Raw genomic sequence first — 17,536 nt, 5'->3', positions numbered from 1 at the left:
ATATAAATAAAAAAAAAGGTGGAGATTTACTCCACCTTTTTATACTTTATCTCGAACTTTATCAAGTATCGGATCCATCCAATCGTTTGGCAAACGCTGGACAGAATTTTGGAGCAGCATACTCCATTGCAGCGACAAATGCGCTAAATCATCTTTTTGAAAGCGGTGTTCCGTCAGGTGGAAACTTCCTTCTTCATACACAACCACGTCAATAGGATAATCGACATCGTTGGCACTTACTCGCGTTGAATCAAAAGACAAAAACCCGACTTTCAGCGCATCCATCAACGAAGAATCATACTTTAAACTCCTGAACAACAGCGGCTTTCCGTAATTAGAATTACCAATAACAAAAAATGGCGACGTTTCTCCCACCTCTACCCAGTTGCCTTCGGGATACAGCAGGTAGAGTTTGTGTTCGTCGTCGTCTTCCAATTGCCCCCCTACAATGGCGTGCAAATTGAAACGGAGTCCAGCGGCATCCAGTGCTTCTTTGTCCTCTCGTGCCACTCGCCTTACTTGTTGGCCAAAGGCATTGACGGCCTTATACAGTTTGTTAAAACTCCCATCTTCTTCTTCCAACACTTCTCGAAAATACGTCACGGCTTTGTCACGCACCGAGCGTAGCCCCGATGTCATGATAAACAACGAATGATTTTCGAGCTGATGGACCGAAATTTTTTTGTTGGTGCTCACTTCAGTACCCGATGTGAGGCGGGTATCGGCGATGGCTACCAGCCCAGAGGCGACTTTAATGCCAAGACAATAGGTCATTGTAAAAACTTAGGATTGAGATTGGTACTGAAACGCTTCGACAGGTTTGATGTCGAAATACGTTTCAAAAATTGCTTTACTTACCTCATTTCCGCGAATTTGGAATTGGTCGAGGTATTGGTGCAAACCTGTTTCAAAAATATCTTCAATGTCGGTATATTCGATTTCAGAGCGTAGTTTACCCATTTTTTTCTCCGCTTGGTTACTAAAACGGTTGGAGGTAGGCGTGCCCGAAATTTCGTACAACGATAACTCAGCCTGACGGATACAATGGGCCATTGCACGCGGGAAGAGTTTATCAAGAATCAAAAACTCAGCGATGTGCTTTGGCGTAAGCATCTGATTTTGTTGACGATACATATTATAGGCACTTACCGACTTCAATACTGCCGTCCAAAGCACCAGTTCGAGTGTACTTCCTGTCACGTCCGAGTCGGGCATGAGGGTAAAATACGATACATCCAAGAAACGCGACGTTTTATCGGCACGTTCCATAAAACGCCCCAAACGCCCAAAATGCCATGCTTCATTGCGCGTGATGGTCGCATCCACGATGCCGTAAAACAGCTGTGTTCCATTCCGTACTTCCGAATAGAAGTCCTGCATGTGGTTTAAATCCCACTCTTGTTTGGGTTGCACATTGCGCAACCACAAGTAAAGTTGGTTCAGGTTTTCCCACATTTCCTTCGAAATGCTTTCCCGAATCGTCCGCCCATTTTCCCGTGCGGCCGAAATACAGGTATAAATCGAGTTCGGATTCCGCTTGTCGAACGTCATGAAATTAATCACGTTTTCGCGCGTGGGCTCATCGTAATGCTGGTAAAACAAGTAGTTATCGGCAGTAGCAATCAGCAGTGGCTCCCATTGTTCGCTGACACTGGGAGGCAAGTCAAATGCCAAATTGAAATTTACTCCGATGAAACGAGCATAGTTTTCAGCTCGCTCAATATAGCGATTCATCCAGTAAATGGAATCTGCAACGCGGCTTAACATTGCCATACTATTAAGGTGGGGGTTGGTGAATGACAATCGCTAAACTACTGTAATAATCCGAAATGGCCAAATTTTTTACTGTATGTCTCTCTGTAAACTACTTTACCGAAAATTTATATACTGTTTTGGTATAATATTCTTCGCCTGGGCGTAAAACAACGCTTGGGAATTGGGGCTGATTAGGAGAATCAGGGTAATGTTGAGTTTCAAAACAAAAACCAATACGCTTCCGATAGGTAATGTTATTTTTACCAGTAATGTTATTGCTCAAAAAATTACCTGTGTAAAACTGAATCCCAGGCTCGGTTGTAAACACTTCCATAAAACGCCCCGATGTAGGTTCGTAGGCCGTTGCGGTTGGGCGCAAGGTCTTTGGTTCTCCATTGACTACCCAACAATGGTCATATCCCCCAGCTACTTTGATTTGGTCATCCTCGGGGTCGTTGATTCGCTCTCCTACTACGTGTGGTTGAAGAAAATCAAACGGCGTCCCTTTCACCGCCCGCAGCTCACCCGTCGGAATTAGGTTTTTGTTGACGGGCACCAAATAGTCGGCATTAATCGTCACCACGTGGTCGAGTACATCTGTTTTTGCACCAGTAAAGTTAAAATAGGTATGATTTGTCAAATTGACAATCGTCGTTTTGTCGGTCGTGCTGCGGTATTCAATTTCTAAAGCATTGTCGTCGGTCAAACGGTACGTCACTTCCGTAGAAAGCGTCCCAGGAAAACCCTCTTCCCCGTCGGGACTCACGTACGACAATTTCAGGGCATTTTCTGCTTCTATCACTTCTGGCTTCCAAATCTTTTTGTCAAACCCCTTTTTTCCACCGTGAATGTTGTTGACTCCGCTATTGACGGCCAATGGGTATTCTTTCCCCTCCAGCGTAAATTTAGCATCGGCGATTCGGTTTCCGTAGCGGCCTATCAATGCACCAAAGTACGGCGATGCTTTGAGATAGCCATCCAAGTGGTCGTAGCCTAACACCACATCTTCTTTCACGCCATTTTTGTCGGGCACAAGCAAATGAGAAATAATTCCGCCATAATTAGAGATACGTACCTCTACCCCAGCTGCGCTCCGCAAGGTAAATAAGTCAGCCGTTTGGCCATCGGGCAATTGCCCAAAAGTTGTTTTTGTGATTGTGTTCATCTTTTTGTTAGCCGTCTTTTTTGTCGATTTTTGAGCGAAGCTACTCACGCGAGCCCCCACACATATCAGACATATCATTGTCAAATTAAATACAAACTGTCGCATAAAAATAGAAATTGGTGAGGTAAAACAACGTTTTCTTTTTTTTCAAAGCATGAATCTTTCCAATTCTCTCCTTTTTAACCAAAAAAAACAGGGACACTTTAGCAAAGCATCCCTGTTCATTCAATCATTTTACTCTGTTTGTTAATCTACTTTCACTACTTTCAACGTCGCTTGTTTGTCTGACGTCGTTACCTTCAAGAAATACATTCCCGTCGGCAACTCACTCACCCCGAACTCTTCTTGGTGCATGTTGGTCTCTGGTGTAAATTGACGACTCAACACATGACGACCTGCTGCGTCAGTCAAGGTAGTCTGCACCATTTGCCCCTTGCTGTCTTGCACTTTCAAACGCAGAATGTTGGTGACGGGATTTGGCATGACGGTGGCGAAGGCAACGTTATCGGTTAACTGTTTTCCGTTATCCGACCCTTGCCCTTTGCCTTTTACCTCTTCCTCCCCGCTAACCGCTGTCCGCGCTGCTCCTACCCCCACACCATCTTTCGACTGGATTCGGAACCAATATTCTTGATACGCTAAGACGTTGCCCTGAGGTTTGCGCGTCGAGGGATAAATGCTTCCCCAACCCTTCATGTCCCAATAACGAATACTCAACTTGTATAAACCTTTCGGTAAACCCGCGTCATAAACGTTACCACCTGCTCCGTTGTCTTGGTAAAAACCATACGCGGGGTGATTTTGGGCGTATAACTCCGTCCAGCCTTCACGGTTGGCATACATAAAGTAGGGCGCATTGTTTTCGTGCGTATTGAAGGAACGAATTACCCCCATCTCGGGCGTCGCCAACATGTCAAACGTCAACGATCCATTCGTACCTAAGGCACACGCATCCGCATGAATCGTCCAATAACGAGGTGCCTGCTTGTTCACATTCTCAACGTAATACAACGTCGGAGACTGCTGCGTGCTTTGATCCAACTCTGGCCCGCCATCGCGGGTAACAAACTGGCTACTCCACGCCGCGCGGTCGTTGCTCTTTATCCCCGATTTGCTCTCCCCAATGTTGATCAAACTCACCACAAATGCCTTCCAAGATACCTCTTTACGGTTACTCTCAGCGCTCTGACATCCGCCCTCAAAGACGCACTTCGCCCAGTAACTCTGCTTGGTTACGTTGCTAAATGCTACCTCAAAACTTGGCGTGCTTACCCCTGTGTTCCAGCTCGTTGTACTTCCTGCTGGACAGTTCGCCGAAACCGTCACCGTCGTGCCTGTACATACCACATCTTGCGAAACCGTAACTATCGGCGCTACGTAAATAGGTGTCACCGTAAAGGTCACCACATTACTCTTCTCACTCACACAACCATACTCTGTCTGACAACGGGCGTAGTACGAAGTCGTTTCACTTGGCGTTTGGACAGGAAGCGTTGACAGAGAGACGTTGGTCGAAGCATTGTACCAGATGCTCGCCAAATTTCCGCAACTTGTACTGCCACTGAAAGACAATGGCGTTCCGCAGCCACTCGTCACATTCAGGCTTGCTACAGGTACTTGAGACAAACTCGTAATCCGCAATCGAAGTACACCCGATTCCGTCTCTATACATGATGCCGTACCGTCCAACTTACGACAACGTACCCGATAATTATGGTAATTGCCATCTACCAACTGCGTCGGTACAACTCCGCTGTATTCACCTCCATCCACCGAATAAACAACCGTTTCTCCCGTTGCGCAAGTCGCTTTGAAGAACAGTTCATTGCCTTCGATGTTACAAATGTCTTTCGTCTCTCCCGCTGCCACGGTCACACCGTCCGCCAATAGCGACACATTTTGTGGCACCGAAGCGCGGTAGTTAATCGTCAACTCAATCGGTGACGTATAGGTCACGGGACAACTCGCATCACAGGCCGCTTGGTAGCGGTGCGGTTGGTTATTGGAGGATTGGGTAACTGGGGCTGTCGCCGACCATTCACTCCATGAACCACCGCCCACTTGTACTCGCCAAACGGGCGAACCAGTCACACATGAACCCGAAACTGTAAACTGTAAACCGTTCTCAGGATTCGCATCCGTGTCGCACAAAACTTGTGTATTGCCTTCGTTAAACGTCTGTTGTAACGTGTTGAGAACAATTGTAGGTTTCGTCTGCACAGTAACCACCGCACTACCTGTTTGGGTTTGTGAACAGTTGGCATCACGCACACTTACTAACGTATAAGTATAAATGCCCGCTGTACTTGTACTTTGATTTACTGTCGCACTCGCACTTCCGCCAGTAGTCGCGACCGTTTGTACACTACCCCCATTTACTTGATAGCTAAATGTGTAGGGGGCAACGCCGTTACTTCCCGTGAAGGTCACTGTCACCGCTGAACCTCCCTTACAAACCAACGAAGTCCCACTAACCACTGCCGTCGGTAAAGCATAAGTCGTTACCGATGCACTGCCTGTCATCGAAGTCACACAACTTGTGCTGGTGTTGGTCGCCACTACGGTATATGTGCCGACATCTGTCTGATTACCAAACGATATAGAGCTGCCTGTGCCACTCAACGCATTGCCGATTAGCACATCCCCTTTCTTCAGTTGGTAACTTACGCCTGATTCCGAACCACTCAAACCAACCAATACGCCCGAGCCACCTGGACAGAAACTACCTCCGCCCGTCACGCTAAATAAAGAGGGTAACGTATTGATTGTTACTACCGCATTCCCTGACATACTCGCTACACAACCTCCCGTGGCAGTCGTTGCCTCTACCGTATAAGTGCCCGCTTCCATCTGATTGCCAAACGTGAGAGCGTTGCCAGTGCCTGCTACCGCACTGCCAATATTCACACTGCCTTTCTTGAGTTGATAATTTACGCCCGTTTGCGAACTCGATAAACCTACTACTGAACCGCTACCGCCCGAACAATAGGAGCCGCCGCCTGTGACGTTGTAAGTGGTGGGAGAAACACAAAGGATAACTGTCATTGTAATTTCATCACTCGTGGCTGTGGCTGGCGATACACAAACATCACTACTTGTCATTTCAACCTTAATTTTATCACCATTAGCCAGCGTAGTAGTAGTCAAAGTCGCCCCCGTTTCATTCGGAATAGTTACGTTATTCTTTTTCCAAATGTAGCTTGGAGTTGTTCCACCATTGGTAGGCGTAGCGGTGAAAGTGACACTCGTACCATTGATAATATTGTTGTCGGCATCATTGGAAACGATGCTAACGGCGGGCGTATCGCCTCCAGGGCTAGTCACCACGCGGTTGGCACCATCCGCTGCTATCGCCACAAACAAGCCATTGCCATAGATTAATGAAACCCACGGACTATCTTCTGCGATGGTACGGGCAACCCAATTAATTCCATCGCGGCTACACATCACACAGCTGACACCAACCTCTGCTATCGCCACAAACAAACCACCACCGTAGGTCACCCAACGCCATTCATTGGGAACTGCCGCTGTTCTGGCAGTCCAATTGATACCATCGGAGCTAGTCATCACGCGGTTGGTACCATTTTGAGCCACTGCCACGTACAAGCCATTGCCGTAAGTCACCGAAAACCATCTACTGGATTCTACCGCCGTTCGGGCAGTCCAGTTGATGCCATCGGGGCTGGTCATCACGCGGGTTGAACCACTAACTGCTACTGCCACAAACAAGCCGTTGCCATAGGTTACCGAAGTCCATTCATTGGCTTCTACCGCCGTTCGAGCAGTCCAGTTGATGCCATCGGGACTGGTCATCACGCGATTATCCCCCCCAACCGCTACCGCCACAAACAAACCATTACCGTAAGTGACCGAATACCATTGACTTGCCGCTGCTGCTGTTCGGGCAGTCCAGTTGATGCCATCGGGGCTAGTCATCACGCGATTTGCACCATCAGTTGCAACCGCTACAAACAAACCATTAGCGTATATTACTGAAACCCATAAATTGTTTTCTGCCGCCGTTCGGGCAGTCCAGTTGACGCCATCAGGACTGGTCATCACTCGGTTGGCACCACTAGCTGCAACCGCCACAAACAAGCCATTGCCGTAGGTCACCGACCGCCATGAATTTGCTTCTGCTGCCGTGTGGGCCGTCCAAGTTTCACCACCAATCGGGCATACTACCATCGGAATCTCATTGCTGGTGGCCGTCGGAGTTGAAACACAAGTAGCGTTACTGGTCATTACACAGGTAACTTTATCGCCATTGGCCAAAGCCGCATCGGTATAGGTAGCACTATTTGTTCCTACGTCGTTCCCATTTTTCTTCCATTGATAGCTTGGTGTGGTGCCGCCATTGGTAGGTGTTGCCGTGAAGGTTACACTCATGCCAGCGCCGATGCTACCACTTGGATTGGCAACGATGCTAACGGAAGCAAGACAAGGACATTCTTTTTCATTGACTTCAATACTACCTGTGCAACTACTACCATCGCCCATAAATGCCTGCCAGCCCGTAGTGGGTGGAGCGGTGTTCGTTGAACTGTTATAAAACAGCGATACATTCGTTGAATTTCGGATGTACCAGCCTTCGGGGTGAGTGGGGTCTCCCGCGCCCCAATAATAAAGGCGGTTTTGGTAATCATCCTTCAAATCAGGGCGTTCGTTCCAAGTACCTGTTTGGGTGTAGGTGCCTTGGGCAGTACCGCAACCAGACTTTACACACATAACGACAGGATTTACAACTTGAGAATTTGCACTGAGCGTAAAATTAATTGTGCTTAAATCACATGTACTAGCACTACCGACATTAGCCTTCCAGCATGATGTAGGCACATCTTTAGTGGGGCTAGTGTTAAATAATCGGTTGTCTATCCCTGCACCGATTTCCCATGCCAGAGCTGTTTTATTGAACTTTAATTCTTGCCCATCAGACCTTTTATAAACAGGCCGCTCATCAACAATACCAGATAAGTAATAAGTACCATTAAAGTGGGGAAGGCACCCATTGTTGATAAAAACGGAGGCAGCAAACACAATAGCAGCAGGCACATATTCTCCATAAGCAACCTTACAATTTGCGCCAACGCAGCTACTACCTACTACTTGCCAGCCCGTTAATGGCGGAGCATCGGCGGTTGAGGCTACCTTGTAAGCAATACCCATCGAACCACTAATTACCCATTGGGTGTTGGTAGCATCGTAGTAAAGCTCATTATTGTCGGAATCAACAAATTTTTTCTTGCTATTTTGTGTGCCCGTTTCAACGTAATTACCTGCCAAATTTCCACAATCGGTATAAACAGCATAACGTTCTAAAATCGTAAGATTTACCGTTGTGCCATTACTGTTGTTAAAGGCAACGGTGAAGTCTCCCGTGGCAGTAGCCTGAAAATGCTGTACCCGTGAATGCACATATTGTACCGGGCCAACTTTTTGGCATGTTCTAAGTGTTGGCAAACTACATCCATCTGCTCCACTTGACCAGAATACGGCCGAATTGGCAGCTGTACAGATTTCCGCAAAAGATGCAGGCATAATTGGTGTGCGAAACGCTGCTGCGCTTGGCGAAATGCAGGCATTTACTGTATAGTTTTGAACGCCATAGCTGTAAATTGTTTCGTCTTTATAAAAAACATTGTTGTTTGTGCCGTCTTTATGATAAAATTTATAGGCTGGGTAGCCATTCCCCGTGAAATCATTGACTGGCACAATTACGTCAAGCGATGCCGTTGGACAGTTCTGCGCCTCAGCGGTGCTCTGGCCGCTCGAAAGCCCGATAAAAAAGCAAAACATAGCCCATAAAAAAGGCTTCAAATGATTTTGGGATAAATAACTTACTGAATGAATAATTAAGTTCATGATAGGTAAATGAAACGTAGGGTGATGACTTTTCGCAGAAGATATGTAGTTTTGTAAGAGACCAAGCACACGTATGGATGTACCAAAAGTAAAGTGGCTCGGTGAGACAAAATAGCCCAGAATGGCTCAATTCTTGAATAGTACTTTTTACTACTTGAACTTGCCTTTTTGGTACATTAAAACACAAGTCCAACCATTCAAACCCTACCATTGCTCGTGAAAATCAATACCCTCATCATTGACGACAATCCCAATTGGCGCCTCACTTTAAGTAAATTTGTAGAAATGAACCCCGTTTTGAAGTTGGTGGCCGTTTGCGAATCTGCCTTTGAAGCGTATGCCAAACTCACCGAAAATGAGGTTGATTTACTCATTTGTGACATTGAAATGCCCGATATTTCGGGAATAGGCTTGGCCAAAAGCTTGCCCAATGGCCCTTTGATTATTTTTGTAACTTCTCACCAAGAATATGCCTTAGACTGCTACGAAGTTTCGCCCGTTGATTTTCTGCTCAAACCCCTGAACTTTGAGCGCTTCCTGCAAAGCATCGAAAAGGTACGTAAACGCCTCCTCAGCCAACCCGAAGACATATCGCTGAGCCCCTATTTTTTCGTAAAAGACGGGCATAATTACGAGCAAGTTCTCTACCACAATGTGCTCTATATGAAAGCACAAGAGCACTTTTTGCACATTGTCACCCCCAACCACACCTATACTCCGATGCTGTCGATTTCAAAAATGGAAGAGCAACTCAAAGGGGATGTCTTTTTGAGGGTACATCGGTCCTATTTGGTGCATCGGTTGGCCATTGCGACCATTACCAAAGACGATGTTATCTTGACCAACGGCGAGAAAATTCCGATTGGGGATCAGTATCGCGCCAAAATCAGTCGCCAACACATTGGGGGCAATCTCATTAGCCGAAATGGCTAAGGAATCACCCCACACCATCTATTTTTTGCTTTTATTCTCTAAATACTCTATTAATGAAGTGTATTTACCTACTCCTATTTTTAGAATTTACCCTTCCGATTTCGCTTAAAGCCCAAAGCATATCAAGTTTTGATAGCCTGCAAACCGCCTTTTCGCGAGCAACTTCCGATACAGCAAAGTTGCGTATTTTGTTTGCAGATAGACCTATGAAATACATGGGTAATTCTGATGGGCTGCTGCAACTTTACCAAAAGGGATACATGCTGGCAAAGCAAAACAATGACAAAGTTGCTCGGTTCAAAGCGATACACTACACGGCATTGACTTATATGTACGGTAAATTAGACGAGGAAGTAGCGTACAAATGGCTTCAAAAAGCATTGGTAGAAGCAACGGCAACTAAGAATAATCTATTTATCGGTACAGTCTATTACGCCATGGGAATTATACATGATCATCAAGGAAACCGAGATGAAATGTATAAAGCCTTCTATAGGTCGGCCGACTATATTGAAAAAGCTCCAGATCCCGTTGTTGGCCCGTTTAATGCGCTTTCTGTAACCTTAGAAAATGATAAAAAGTGGGAAGAACAACTCTCCATCAACAAAAGAATGGTGGCTTTGATGGAACGAACCAAGGCCCCCCTAACCCAACTGGTGATTGCTTATGATGCGTTGGTTAATGCGTTAAGGCACTTCCCTAACCGAAAACAAGAGTTCGCTTATTACCGTAACAAAACCCTGACAACGATAGACAGCGTACCCATGTCGGCTATCACACCCGATGTTCTGTTAATTATTTCTGCTATTTGCCATAAGTACAATCGTTCTGATTTAGCTATAAACTATGCACAACAAATACTTAATTGGGGTGACAAAAACGGGGATCTCACTTCTAAATGCCTTGCAAATAGTTTTTTATCAGAGGTGTATGAAGAACAAAAAAATTATCAACTTGCCCTTAAATATTCAAGACAATTTCACATTTTAGATACCCAACATATCGAAAGTCGTTTAAAAGACGACGCAGGTAAAAAAATCATTCAAGCCCAAGCCAAACATGATATTGCCCTTAAACAAAATGAGGTAGAAAGGCAACAATTATATACGTATTGGTCGATTGCAGTGGCTGTATTAGTGATTATGCTGAGTATTGCCATTTATTATATTTATCGCCGTGAGCAGGCTCGAAAAGCCGAATTTCAACAACTCAACGCCACCAAAGACAAACTCTTCGCCATTCTTTCGCACGACCTGCGCTCGCCCGTAGGAGCCCTCGAAAACAACGTCATGCTCACCAATTGGGGCGCGCTGACCCAAGATGAATTTGTTGAAACTACCCAAAATTTGGGGCAAGAAATCAGGCAGGTAAGAACCATGCTCGATAACGTACTGCATTGGTCTATCTCGCAGCTTGGGGGAATGAAACCTCACCCAAAAACAACGTTTGTTTTGCCCATCATTGAAGCCGAAATCAAGCTTTTACACGCCAGTGCCCAAGCTAAAGGAATAAAAATGACTAACCTCGTTGCTCCCGAAGCACAATTGATGGTTGATTCAAACCATTTGGCCATCATTATCAGAAACTTGCTCCAAAATGCCATCAAATTTACCCCTACCCAGGGAGAAATCAGCATAAAAAGTGCTGAAAAAGAAAAGCAATTCCAGCTCGAAATTAAAGATACGGGAATTGGAATCTCCCAAGAACAATTGCGTAAGTTGTTTACGATCAACGAAAGCTCGTCTCAGCAAGGCACTTCCCAAGAAAAAGGTACGGGTTTGGGATTGGTATTGGTCAAAGAATTAGTAGTAGCCAATAAGGGAACGATTGAAATCAAAAGTGAGATAGGAAAGGGGAGCACATGTTCAATCACGTTTCAGCAATCCTAAAAAACAAAAAATGAATTAATTGAGAAATTAAAACCAACTTTTCATGTCCCGAATTTTAGTCGTACTTGGGGTAATGTTGTGTGCGCTCTCATCCATCCAAGCGCAACAAAAAAATACCGCAAGCAAAATAGATAGTTTAGCCAAGCATTTTTATTCTGCCAAAACGAATGCCGCAAAAATTCAGGTAATGCTCAACGCACCCACACGAATTAATGAGTATTTTGAAAAACCTGATCCTATCCTAAAGCTCTATAAAAAAGCCCTTGTGCTTGCCGAAAGCATCGGTGATAAGAAAAGCACCATATCACTTTTAATAGAGATTGCTTACTTTGAGACGTATATCACGTCTGATGAGCCCAAAGCCTTCCAACTATATTCCAAAGCGTTGACTTATGCCGAAGAAGAGAAAGATTATACCTCCTGTGCTATAATAAGTTTTGAATTAGCAGCCATCAACGAGCATCAAAACCTTAGGAATGAGATGTATAAGTACTTTTCAAAGGCAATAGAATTCAATCAAAAATCGCAGGTTTTATATCTTAGGCCCTACCGTTGGGCGTATGCGATGTATTTGGAAGATAATCGGATCAATGAGGCACTTGAGGTGGGTAGGCAAGCTGTCCGCTACGTGGATGAGCGTTCAGCTCCAGCGGAGTTTAAGGCATTGGCCTACGGATATTACTACGCTGTATTAAAGCGAATGCCTAATAAACAAAAAGAAGCGGCTATTTATAAGAATAGGATTGTTGAGCTATTAAGGCAATTTAAAACTATTTCTGAAACAAATCAATCAGACGATATTGCCACTGTTTGTTATGAAGTTGAGCAATACAAATTAGCCATTTTCTTTGCCAATCAATTGTTCACAAAAACAGACATGGATAGTCAGCTTGATGCTTCTAAGATACATTGTTACGAGATGCTTTCGGCTTCCTATGAACGCTTAGGAGACTACCCAAAAAGCTTAGAATTCTATAAAGAATACTCGACTACTTATGTAAAAGTGCTTAAAAATATGCTCACTTTAGAATCAGGCAGGAAGGTCATTCGAGCTGAGGGTGAGCGCAACCTGCTGATGAAGCAAAACGAGGTAGAAAAAGAGCGATTTTATCGAAATTTGAGTTTTGCCATTGCGGCTTTCGTACTCCTTTTGGGGGGAGTTATAGTAGTTTTTTATAAACGCGAACAAAGACAAAAACAAGAATTGACCCAACTCAACGCCACCAAAGACAAACTCTTTGCTATTCTTTCGCACGACCTGCGCTCGCCCGTAGGCGCCCTCGAAAACAACGTCATGCTCACCAATTGGGGAGCGCTGACCCAAGATGAATTTGTTGAAACTACCCAAAATTTGGGGCAAGAAATCAGGCAGGTAAGAACCATGCTCGATAACGTACTGCATTGGTCTATCTCGCAGCTTGGGGGAATGAAACCTCACCCAAAAACAACGTTTGTTTTGCCCATCATTGAAGCCGAAATCAAGCTTTTACACGCCAGTGCCCAAGCTAAAGGAATAAAAATGACTAGCCTCGTTGCTCCCGAAGCACAATTGATGGTTGATTCAAACCATTTGGCCATCATTATCAGAAACTTGCTCCAAAATGCCATCAAATTTACCCCTACCCAGGGAGAAATCAGCATAAAAAGTGCTGAAAAAGAAAAGCAATTCCAGCTCGAAATTAAAGATACGGGAATTGGAATCTCCCAAGAACAATTGCGTAAGTTGTTTACGATTAACGAAAGCTCATCTCAGCAAGGCACTTCCCAAGAAAAAGGTACGGGTTTGGGATTGGTATTGGTCAAAGAATTAGTAGTAGCCAATAAGGGAACGATTGAAATCAGAAGTGAGATAGGAAAGGGTTGCACATGTTCAATCACGTTTCAGCAATCCTAAAAAACAAAAAATGAATTAATTGAGAAATTAAAACCAACTTTTCATGTCCCGAATTTTAGTCGTACTTGGGGTAATTTTGTCTGCGCTCTCATCCATCCAAGCACAACAAAAAGCTACCGCAAGCAAAATAGATAGTTTAGCCAAGCATTTTTATTCTGCCAAAACGAATGCCGCAAAAATTCAAGTAATGCTCAACGCACCCACACGAATTGATGAATATTTTGAAAAACCTGACCCTATTTTAAATCTCTACCAAAACGCCCTTTCAATGGCAAAAGGTAGGGATGACCGAAGAAGTATCATCACTTTTTTGATAGAAATAGCCCATCTTCAGATGTATGCCGTTTTGGATGAGCCGCAAGCATTCAGCCTTTATTCACAAGCCTTAAAATATGCCGATGAGGAAAAAGATTTCGACTCCTGCGCCCAAATATGTAAAGGAATGGCGACCATTAGCGAACATCAAAACTTCAAGGCTGAAATGTACCAATACCTGTTAAAGTCTGTTGAATATACAGAAAAGTCGAAAACTGTTTTTTTAAATCCCTATAAATGGCTGAAGTACATGTATTTACAGGAAAACCGAATAGAGGATGCCCTGAGAATCAGCAAACGGTGTGAAAAATATGTCAGTGAGCGCTCGGCCTCAGTACAATCGAAAGCATTGGCTTACGGATATATGTATGAAGTACTGAAGAAAATACCCAGCAAAAAAGAAGAAGCAGAAACGTATCGAAAGAAAACCGTAACACTCTTAAAGAATGTGAAAGAGGTGAGTACATTTAATAATTTAGAAGATATAGCTACGGTTTGTTATGAGGTGGGACAATATGAATTAGCTATTGAATTTGCAAGCCGCATTTTCAAACGATCGAGCGTTAACAAACAAGTGATGGTCAATAAAATGCTTTGTTATACGGTCATTTCAAATGCGTACGAGCGGCTCGGGCAACACCAAAAAAGTGCAGAAAACTACAAGCGATATTCAGAACTTTATGTTAAATACCTTCAAGATGTAATGAACTTAGAATCAGGCAGGAAGGTCATTCGAGCTGAGGGTGAGCGCAACCTGCTGATGAAGCAAAACGAGGTAGAAAAAGAGCGATTTTATCGAAATTTGAGTTTTGCCATTACGGCTTTCGTACTCCTTTTGGGGGGAGTTATAGTAGTTTTTTATAAACGCGAACAAAGACAAAAACAAGAATTGACCCAACTCAACGCCACCAAAGACAAACTCTTCGCCATTCTTTCGCACGACCTTCGCTCGCCCGTGGGAGCCCTCGAAAACAACGTCATGCTCACCAATTGGGGAGCACTGACCCAAGATGAATTTGTTGAAACTACCCAAAATTTGGGGCAAGAAATCAGGCAGGTAAGAACCATGCTCGATAACGTACTGCATTGGTCTATCTCGCAGCTTGGGGGAATGAAACCTCACCCAAAACGCTTTTCGTTAAATGAAGCCATTCAAGAACAACTAACGCTCCTACAACCCGCTGCCGATGCAAAAAACATTGCCCTTCGGCTCCAAATAAAGGAATCGGTGTTTGTCAACGCCGATAAAAATCACGTTGCCATTATCTTCCGAAATCTCTTGCAAAACGCCATAAAATTCACGCGCTCGGCAGGCGCTATCGACTTAGTACAGCACGAAGACAACGCCTTTCATTACATTCAGGTCAAGGACACGGGCATTGGGATGTCGCCGCAGCAACTCACGCAGCTTTTTCAATTGGGAGAACAAAACTCGCGCCAAGGTACTGCCGCTGAAAAAGGCACAGGGCTGGGACTTGTATTGGTGAAAGAATTGGTAGAAGCCAATGGGGGCAGCATTGATGTCACTAGCCACCCCGACGTTGGGACAAACTTTTCGCTCCGTTTTCCGAAATAACGGCGTACACTCTTACCCCTGTGGTGCAGGTTTAGGGCCTTTTGGGCCTTTGGGAGGGCCTCCTCTTCGGAAAGGACGTTTGTTATTTTTAGGTTTTTTGTTGGACGACACTGCCTTGTACTCTGGGCCGTCGCCAAGGCTCGCAGGCAACGCCACCCTTGGCAATTCTTTGCCAATAAGCCGTTCAATAGCCCCAAGTTTTCTTTGGTCTTTTTCGTTGATAAACGTCACGGCCGTGCCCGTCGTGGCCGCGCGGGCTGTACGTCCGATGCGGTGAATATAGTCCTCGGGGTCGTGAGGAGCGTCAAAGTTGACGACCAAATCAATTCCTTCTACGTCAATTCCGCGTGAAAGAATATCTGTTCCAATCAGAATGGGTAATGCCCTGCTTTTAAACTCCCGCAAAATCTCTTCCCGTTCTTTTTGCTCCAAGTCGGAGTGAAACGCTTTGGCCTTTACTTTGGCCTTTCGGAGCTCTTCATTGAGTTTTTTTACGTTTTCCTTCGTGGACGCAAAAATGATGATGCTTTCGTAGCTGCCCTCCTTCAAAATATGTTTTAGCAACGGTATTTTTTGGGCGTCGTAGGCCAAGTATATCTGTTGCAAAATTCCCTCGGCAGGTTTGGCAACGGCAATGCTAATTTGTTCGGGATTCTGCAAAATCGTCTTGGCCAGCGTTCTGATTTTGGGCGGCATGGTTGCCGAAAACAAAAGTGTTTGACGCTTCGAAGGCAAATAGCTGATAATCTTGATGATGTCATCGTAGAAGCCCATGTCTAGCATACGGTCGGCTTCGTCCAAAATCAAGTGTTGCAGGTGTTTAAAGTTGATTTCACCCATTTGTAAAAGCGCAATCAAACGCCCTGGCGTAGCGATGATGACATTGCCACCGTCGGCCAAAGCGCGGCGTTGTTGGCTCCATGCGGCGCCATCTCCCCCGCCGTAAATGGCAATGGAACTCACGCCTGTAAAATAGCCCAAGCCTTCGATTTGTTGGTCAATTTGGATGGCCAACTCGCGGGTAGGCGCTAAAACAAGGGTATTGAGGTGCCGAATTTCGTCGGGTGCAATGATAATTTTATTCAGAATTGGCAACAAGTAGGCGGCAGTCTTACCCGTTCCCGTTTGGGCACAGGCAATGAGGTCTTTATTGTCAAGAATAACAGGAATTGCTTGCGCTTGGATGGGGGTGGGTTCGTCAAAACCCATGGCATTTAGTCCATCCAAAAGCTCATATTCAAAGTCAAAATCGTCGAAAGTCAATGGTGATGTGATTAAAGGTGAAAGTACAAAAATAGGGTTTTTAATACAATAATCTACTTATGCCCTTTCTTTTACCACAATAAAGCCCTATCCTACCCCTTCCCGCCTCTCACCAAAAGCCAAATCGCCAAAGAAAGTTCGCCCAAAGCCATTGGAGCGCTTAACATCGTTTCGATTTGTTTACGATAAACTGAAAAATCAGCTATAATCTGTTGGGCAGCGTGAATGCCTACGTAACAAATTCCCGCAAAACAGACCAGAAAACCAAGCCATTTTGGGGTTTTAGGCGACATTACAATCAAATACCCTAACACCAACAAGTGAACTCCAAACAAAATTAGCCCCAACGACCAAGCCCGCAAGAAATCTTCTAAATGCGCCATGACCTCCGCTGCTTTTTGCATTCTGGCCGAATCTAACAAAGGAAGCAACGGAAGTAGCGCCGCACCGAGCAAGAGTGAATAAACCCAGCGAAGCACCGCCGCCAGCATCGACAGGTGTGAATGGGTGCTGTAAAAGAAGCCGTAAAGCGCCCAGCCTACTACTACATCCAAGAGTAAAATCCCGACAAAGGTGGCTACCACCCAATAGACGAGCGAAGGGCTTTGGTGAAATTGTTGAAAAGTCGCCCACGTATCTCCTTCTACGTACAAGGTTTCAAACGCATAACCGTAGCCCACTCCCGCCAATAAGGCCATCAAAATCAACGAACTACCTGCCAACAGCGCCATGCTGCGCTTCCGATTTTCTGTAACTCCCATACACTTTATTTTTTTGAATGTTGGGCACAAAATTATCGACTCGCTTTGGTACAATTCATTAACCTAAGATAAGAAATGAATGGTGCGTTCGGATACTCATATCCGAACGAAATCGACGAA

General features: G+C 44.9%; 10 protein-coding genes. 4 read left to right on the top strand and 6 right to left on the bottom strand.

Annotated features, from left to right (window positions below; all coding sequences use genetic code 11):
- Positions 1-39: 39 nt before the first annotated feature.
- The 4 genes from FHS57_RS12610 to FHS57_RS12595 all read right to left on the bottom strand — a co-directional run bounded on the left by FHS57_RS12610 (position 40) and on the right by FHS57_RS12595 (position 8,785).
- On the bottom strand, positions 40-774 hold the full coding sequence (locus FHS57_RS12610) for a proteasome-type protease (RefSeq protein WP_183974103.1): 735 nt from the start codon (positions 772-774) through the stop codon (positions 40-42).
- Between the two features lie 9 nt (positions 775-783).
- Positions 784-1,767: an alpha-E domain-containing protein gene (locus tag FHS57_RS12605; protein ID WP_183974101.1), complete on the bottom strand. Its 984-nt coding sequence runs from the start codon at positions 1,765-1,767 to the stop codon at positions 784-786.
- Between the two features lie 97 nt (positions 1,768-1,864).
- Entirely contained in the window at positions 1,865-2,920 is a 1,056-nt protein-coding gene (locus FHS57_RS12600; protein ID WP_229601327.1) for an aldose epimerase family protein, read from the bottom strand.
- A 246-nt stretch (positions 2,921-3,166) separates the two neighbouring features.
- Positions 3,167-8,785, bottom strand: a complete 5,619-nt coding sequence (locus FHS57_RS12595; protein ID WP_183974098.1) for a T9SS type A sorting domain-containing protein — start codon at positions 8,783-8,785, stop codon at positions 3,167-3,169.
- A gap of 216 nt (positions 8,786-9,001) precedes the next feature.
- Here FHS57_RS12595 and FHS57_RS12590 point away from each other — a divergent pair, with 216 nt between their 5' ends.
- Genes FHS57_RS12590 through FHS57_RS12575 form a run of 4 tightly spaced genes read left to right on the top strand, consistent with a single transcriptional unit; the run spans position 9,002 to position 15,392 of the window.
- The gene (locus FHS57_RS12590; RefSeq protein ID WP_183974089.1) at positions 9,002-9,718 is read left to right on the top strand and encodes a LytR/AlgR family response regulator transcription factor; all 717 of its coding nucleotides are present in this window, start codon (positions 9,002-9,004) and stop codon (positions 9,716-9,718) included.
- 53 nt (positions 9,719-9,771) lie between these two features.
- Entirely contained in the window at positions 9,772-11,607 is a 1,836-nt protein-coding gene (locus tag FHS57_RS12585) for a sensor histidine kinase (protein WP_183974087.1), read from the top strand.
- Between the two features lie 43 nt (positions 11,608-11,650).
- Positions 11,651-13,501: a tetratricopeptide repeat-containing sensor histidine kinase gene (locus tag FHS57_RS12580; protein WP_183974085.1), complete on the top strand. Its 1,851-nt coding sequence runs from the start codon at positions 11,651-11,653 to the stop codon at positions 13,499-13,501.
- A 43-nt stretch (positions 13,502-13,544) separates the two neighbouring features.
- The gene (locus FHS57_RS12575; RefSeq protein ID WP_183974083.1) at positions 13,545-15,392 is read left to right on the top strand and encodes a sensor histidine kinase; all 1,848 of its coding nucleotides are present in this window, start codon (positions 13,545-13,547) and stop codon (positions 15,390-15,392) included.
- Between the two features lie 12 nt (positions 15,393-15,404).
- On the opposite strand, the gene FHS57_RS12570 is transcribed toward FHS57_RS12575, so the two are convergent.
- Both FHS57_RS12570 and FHS57_RS12565 read right to left on the bottom strand, forming a co-directional pair.
- Positions 15,405-16,655: a DEAD/DEAH box helicase gene (locus tag FHS57_RS12570; protein ID WP_221225616.1), complete on the bottom strand. Its 1,251-nt coding sequence runs from the start codon at positions 16,653-16,655 to the stop codon at positions 15,405-15,407.
- A gap of 92 nt (positions 16,656-16,747) precedes the next feature.
- The gene (locus FHS57_RS12565) at positions 16,748-17,416 is read right to left on the bottom strand and encodes a DUF4386 domain-containing protein (RefSeq protein WP_183974081.1); all 669 of its coding nucleotides are present in this window, start codon (positions 17,414-17,416) and stop codon (positions 16,748-16,750) included.
- Between the last annotated feature and the right edge of the window lie 120 nt (positions 17,417-17,536).

This window comes from Runella defluvii (assembly GCF_014195535.1).
GTDB lineage: Bacteria > Bacteroidota > Bacteroidia > Cytophagales > Spirosomataceae > Runella > Runella defluvii.
The sequence above is the reverse complement of the archived record's forward strand: the minus strand, read 5'-3'. Positions and strand labels throughout refer to the sequence as shown.

Bases quoted from the DNA above. Each gene is read 5' to 3' on its own strand.
- FHS57_RS12610 (WP_183974103.1), bottom strand. From the start codon at position 774: ATGACCTATTGTCTTGGCATTAAAGTCGCCTCTGGGCTGGTAGCCATC.
- FHS57_RS12605 (WP_183974101.1), bottom strand. From the start codon at position 1,767: ATGTTAAGCCGCGTTGCAGATTCCATTTACTGGATGAATCGCTATATT.
- FHS57_RS12600 (WP_229601327.1), bottom strand. From the start codon at position 2,920: ATGAACACAATCACAAAAACAACTTTTGGGCAATTGCCCGATGGCCAA.
- FHS57_RS12595 (WP_183974098.1), bottom strand. From the start codon at position 8,785: ATGAACTTAATTATTCATTCAGTAAGTTATTTATCCCAAAATCATTTG.
- FHS57_RS12585 (WP_183974087.1), top strand. From the start codon at position 9,772: ATGAAGTGTATTTACCTACTCCTATTTTTAGAATTTACCCTTCCGATT.
- FHS57_RS12580 (WP_183974085.1), top strand. From the start codon at position 11,651: ATGTCCCGAATTTTAGTCGTACTTGGGGTAATGTTGTGTGCGCTCTCA.
- FHS57_RS12575 (WP_183974083.1), top strand. From the start codon at position 13,545: ATGTCCCGAATTTTAGTCGTACTTGGGGTAATTTTGTCTGCGCTCTCA.
- FHS57_RS12565 (WP_183974081.1), bottom strand. From the start codon at position 17,416: ATGGGAGTTACAGAAAATCGGAAGCGCAGCATGGCGCTGTTGGCAGGT.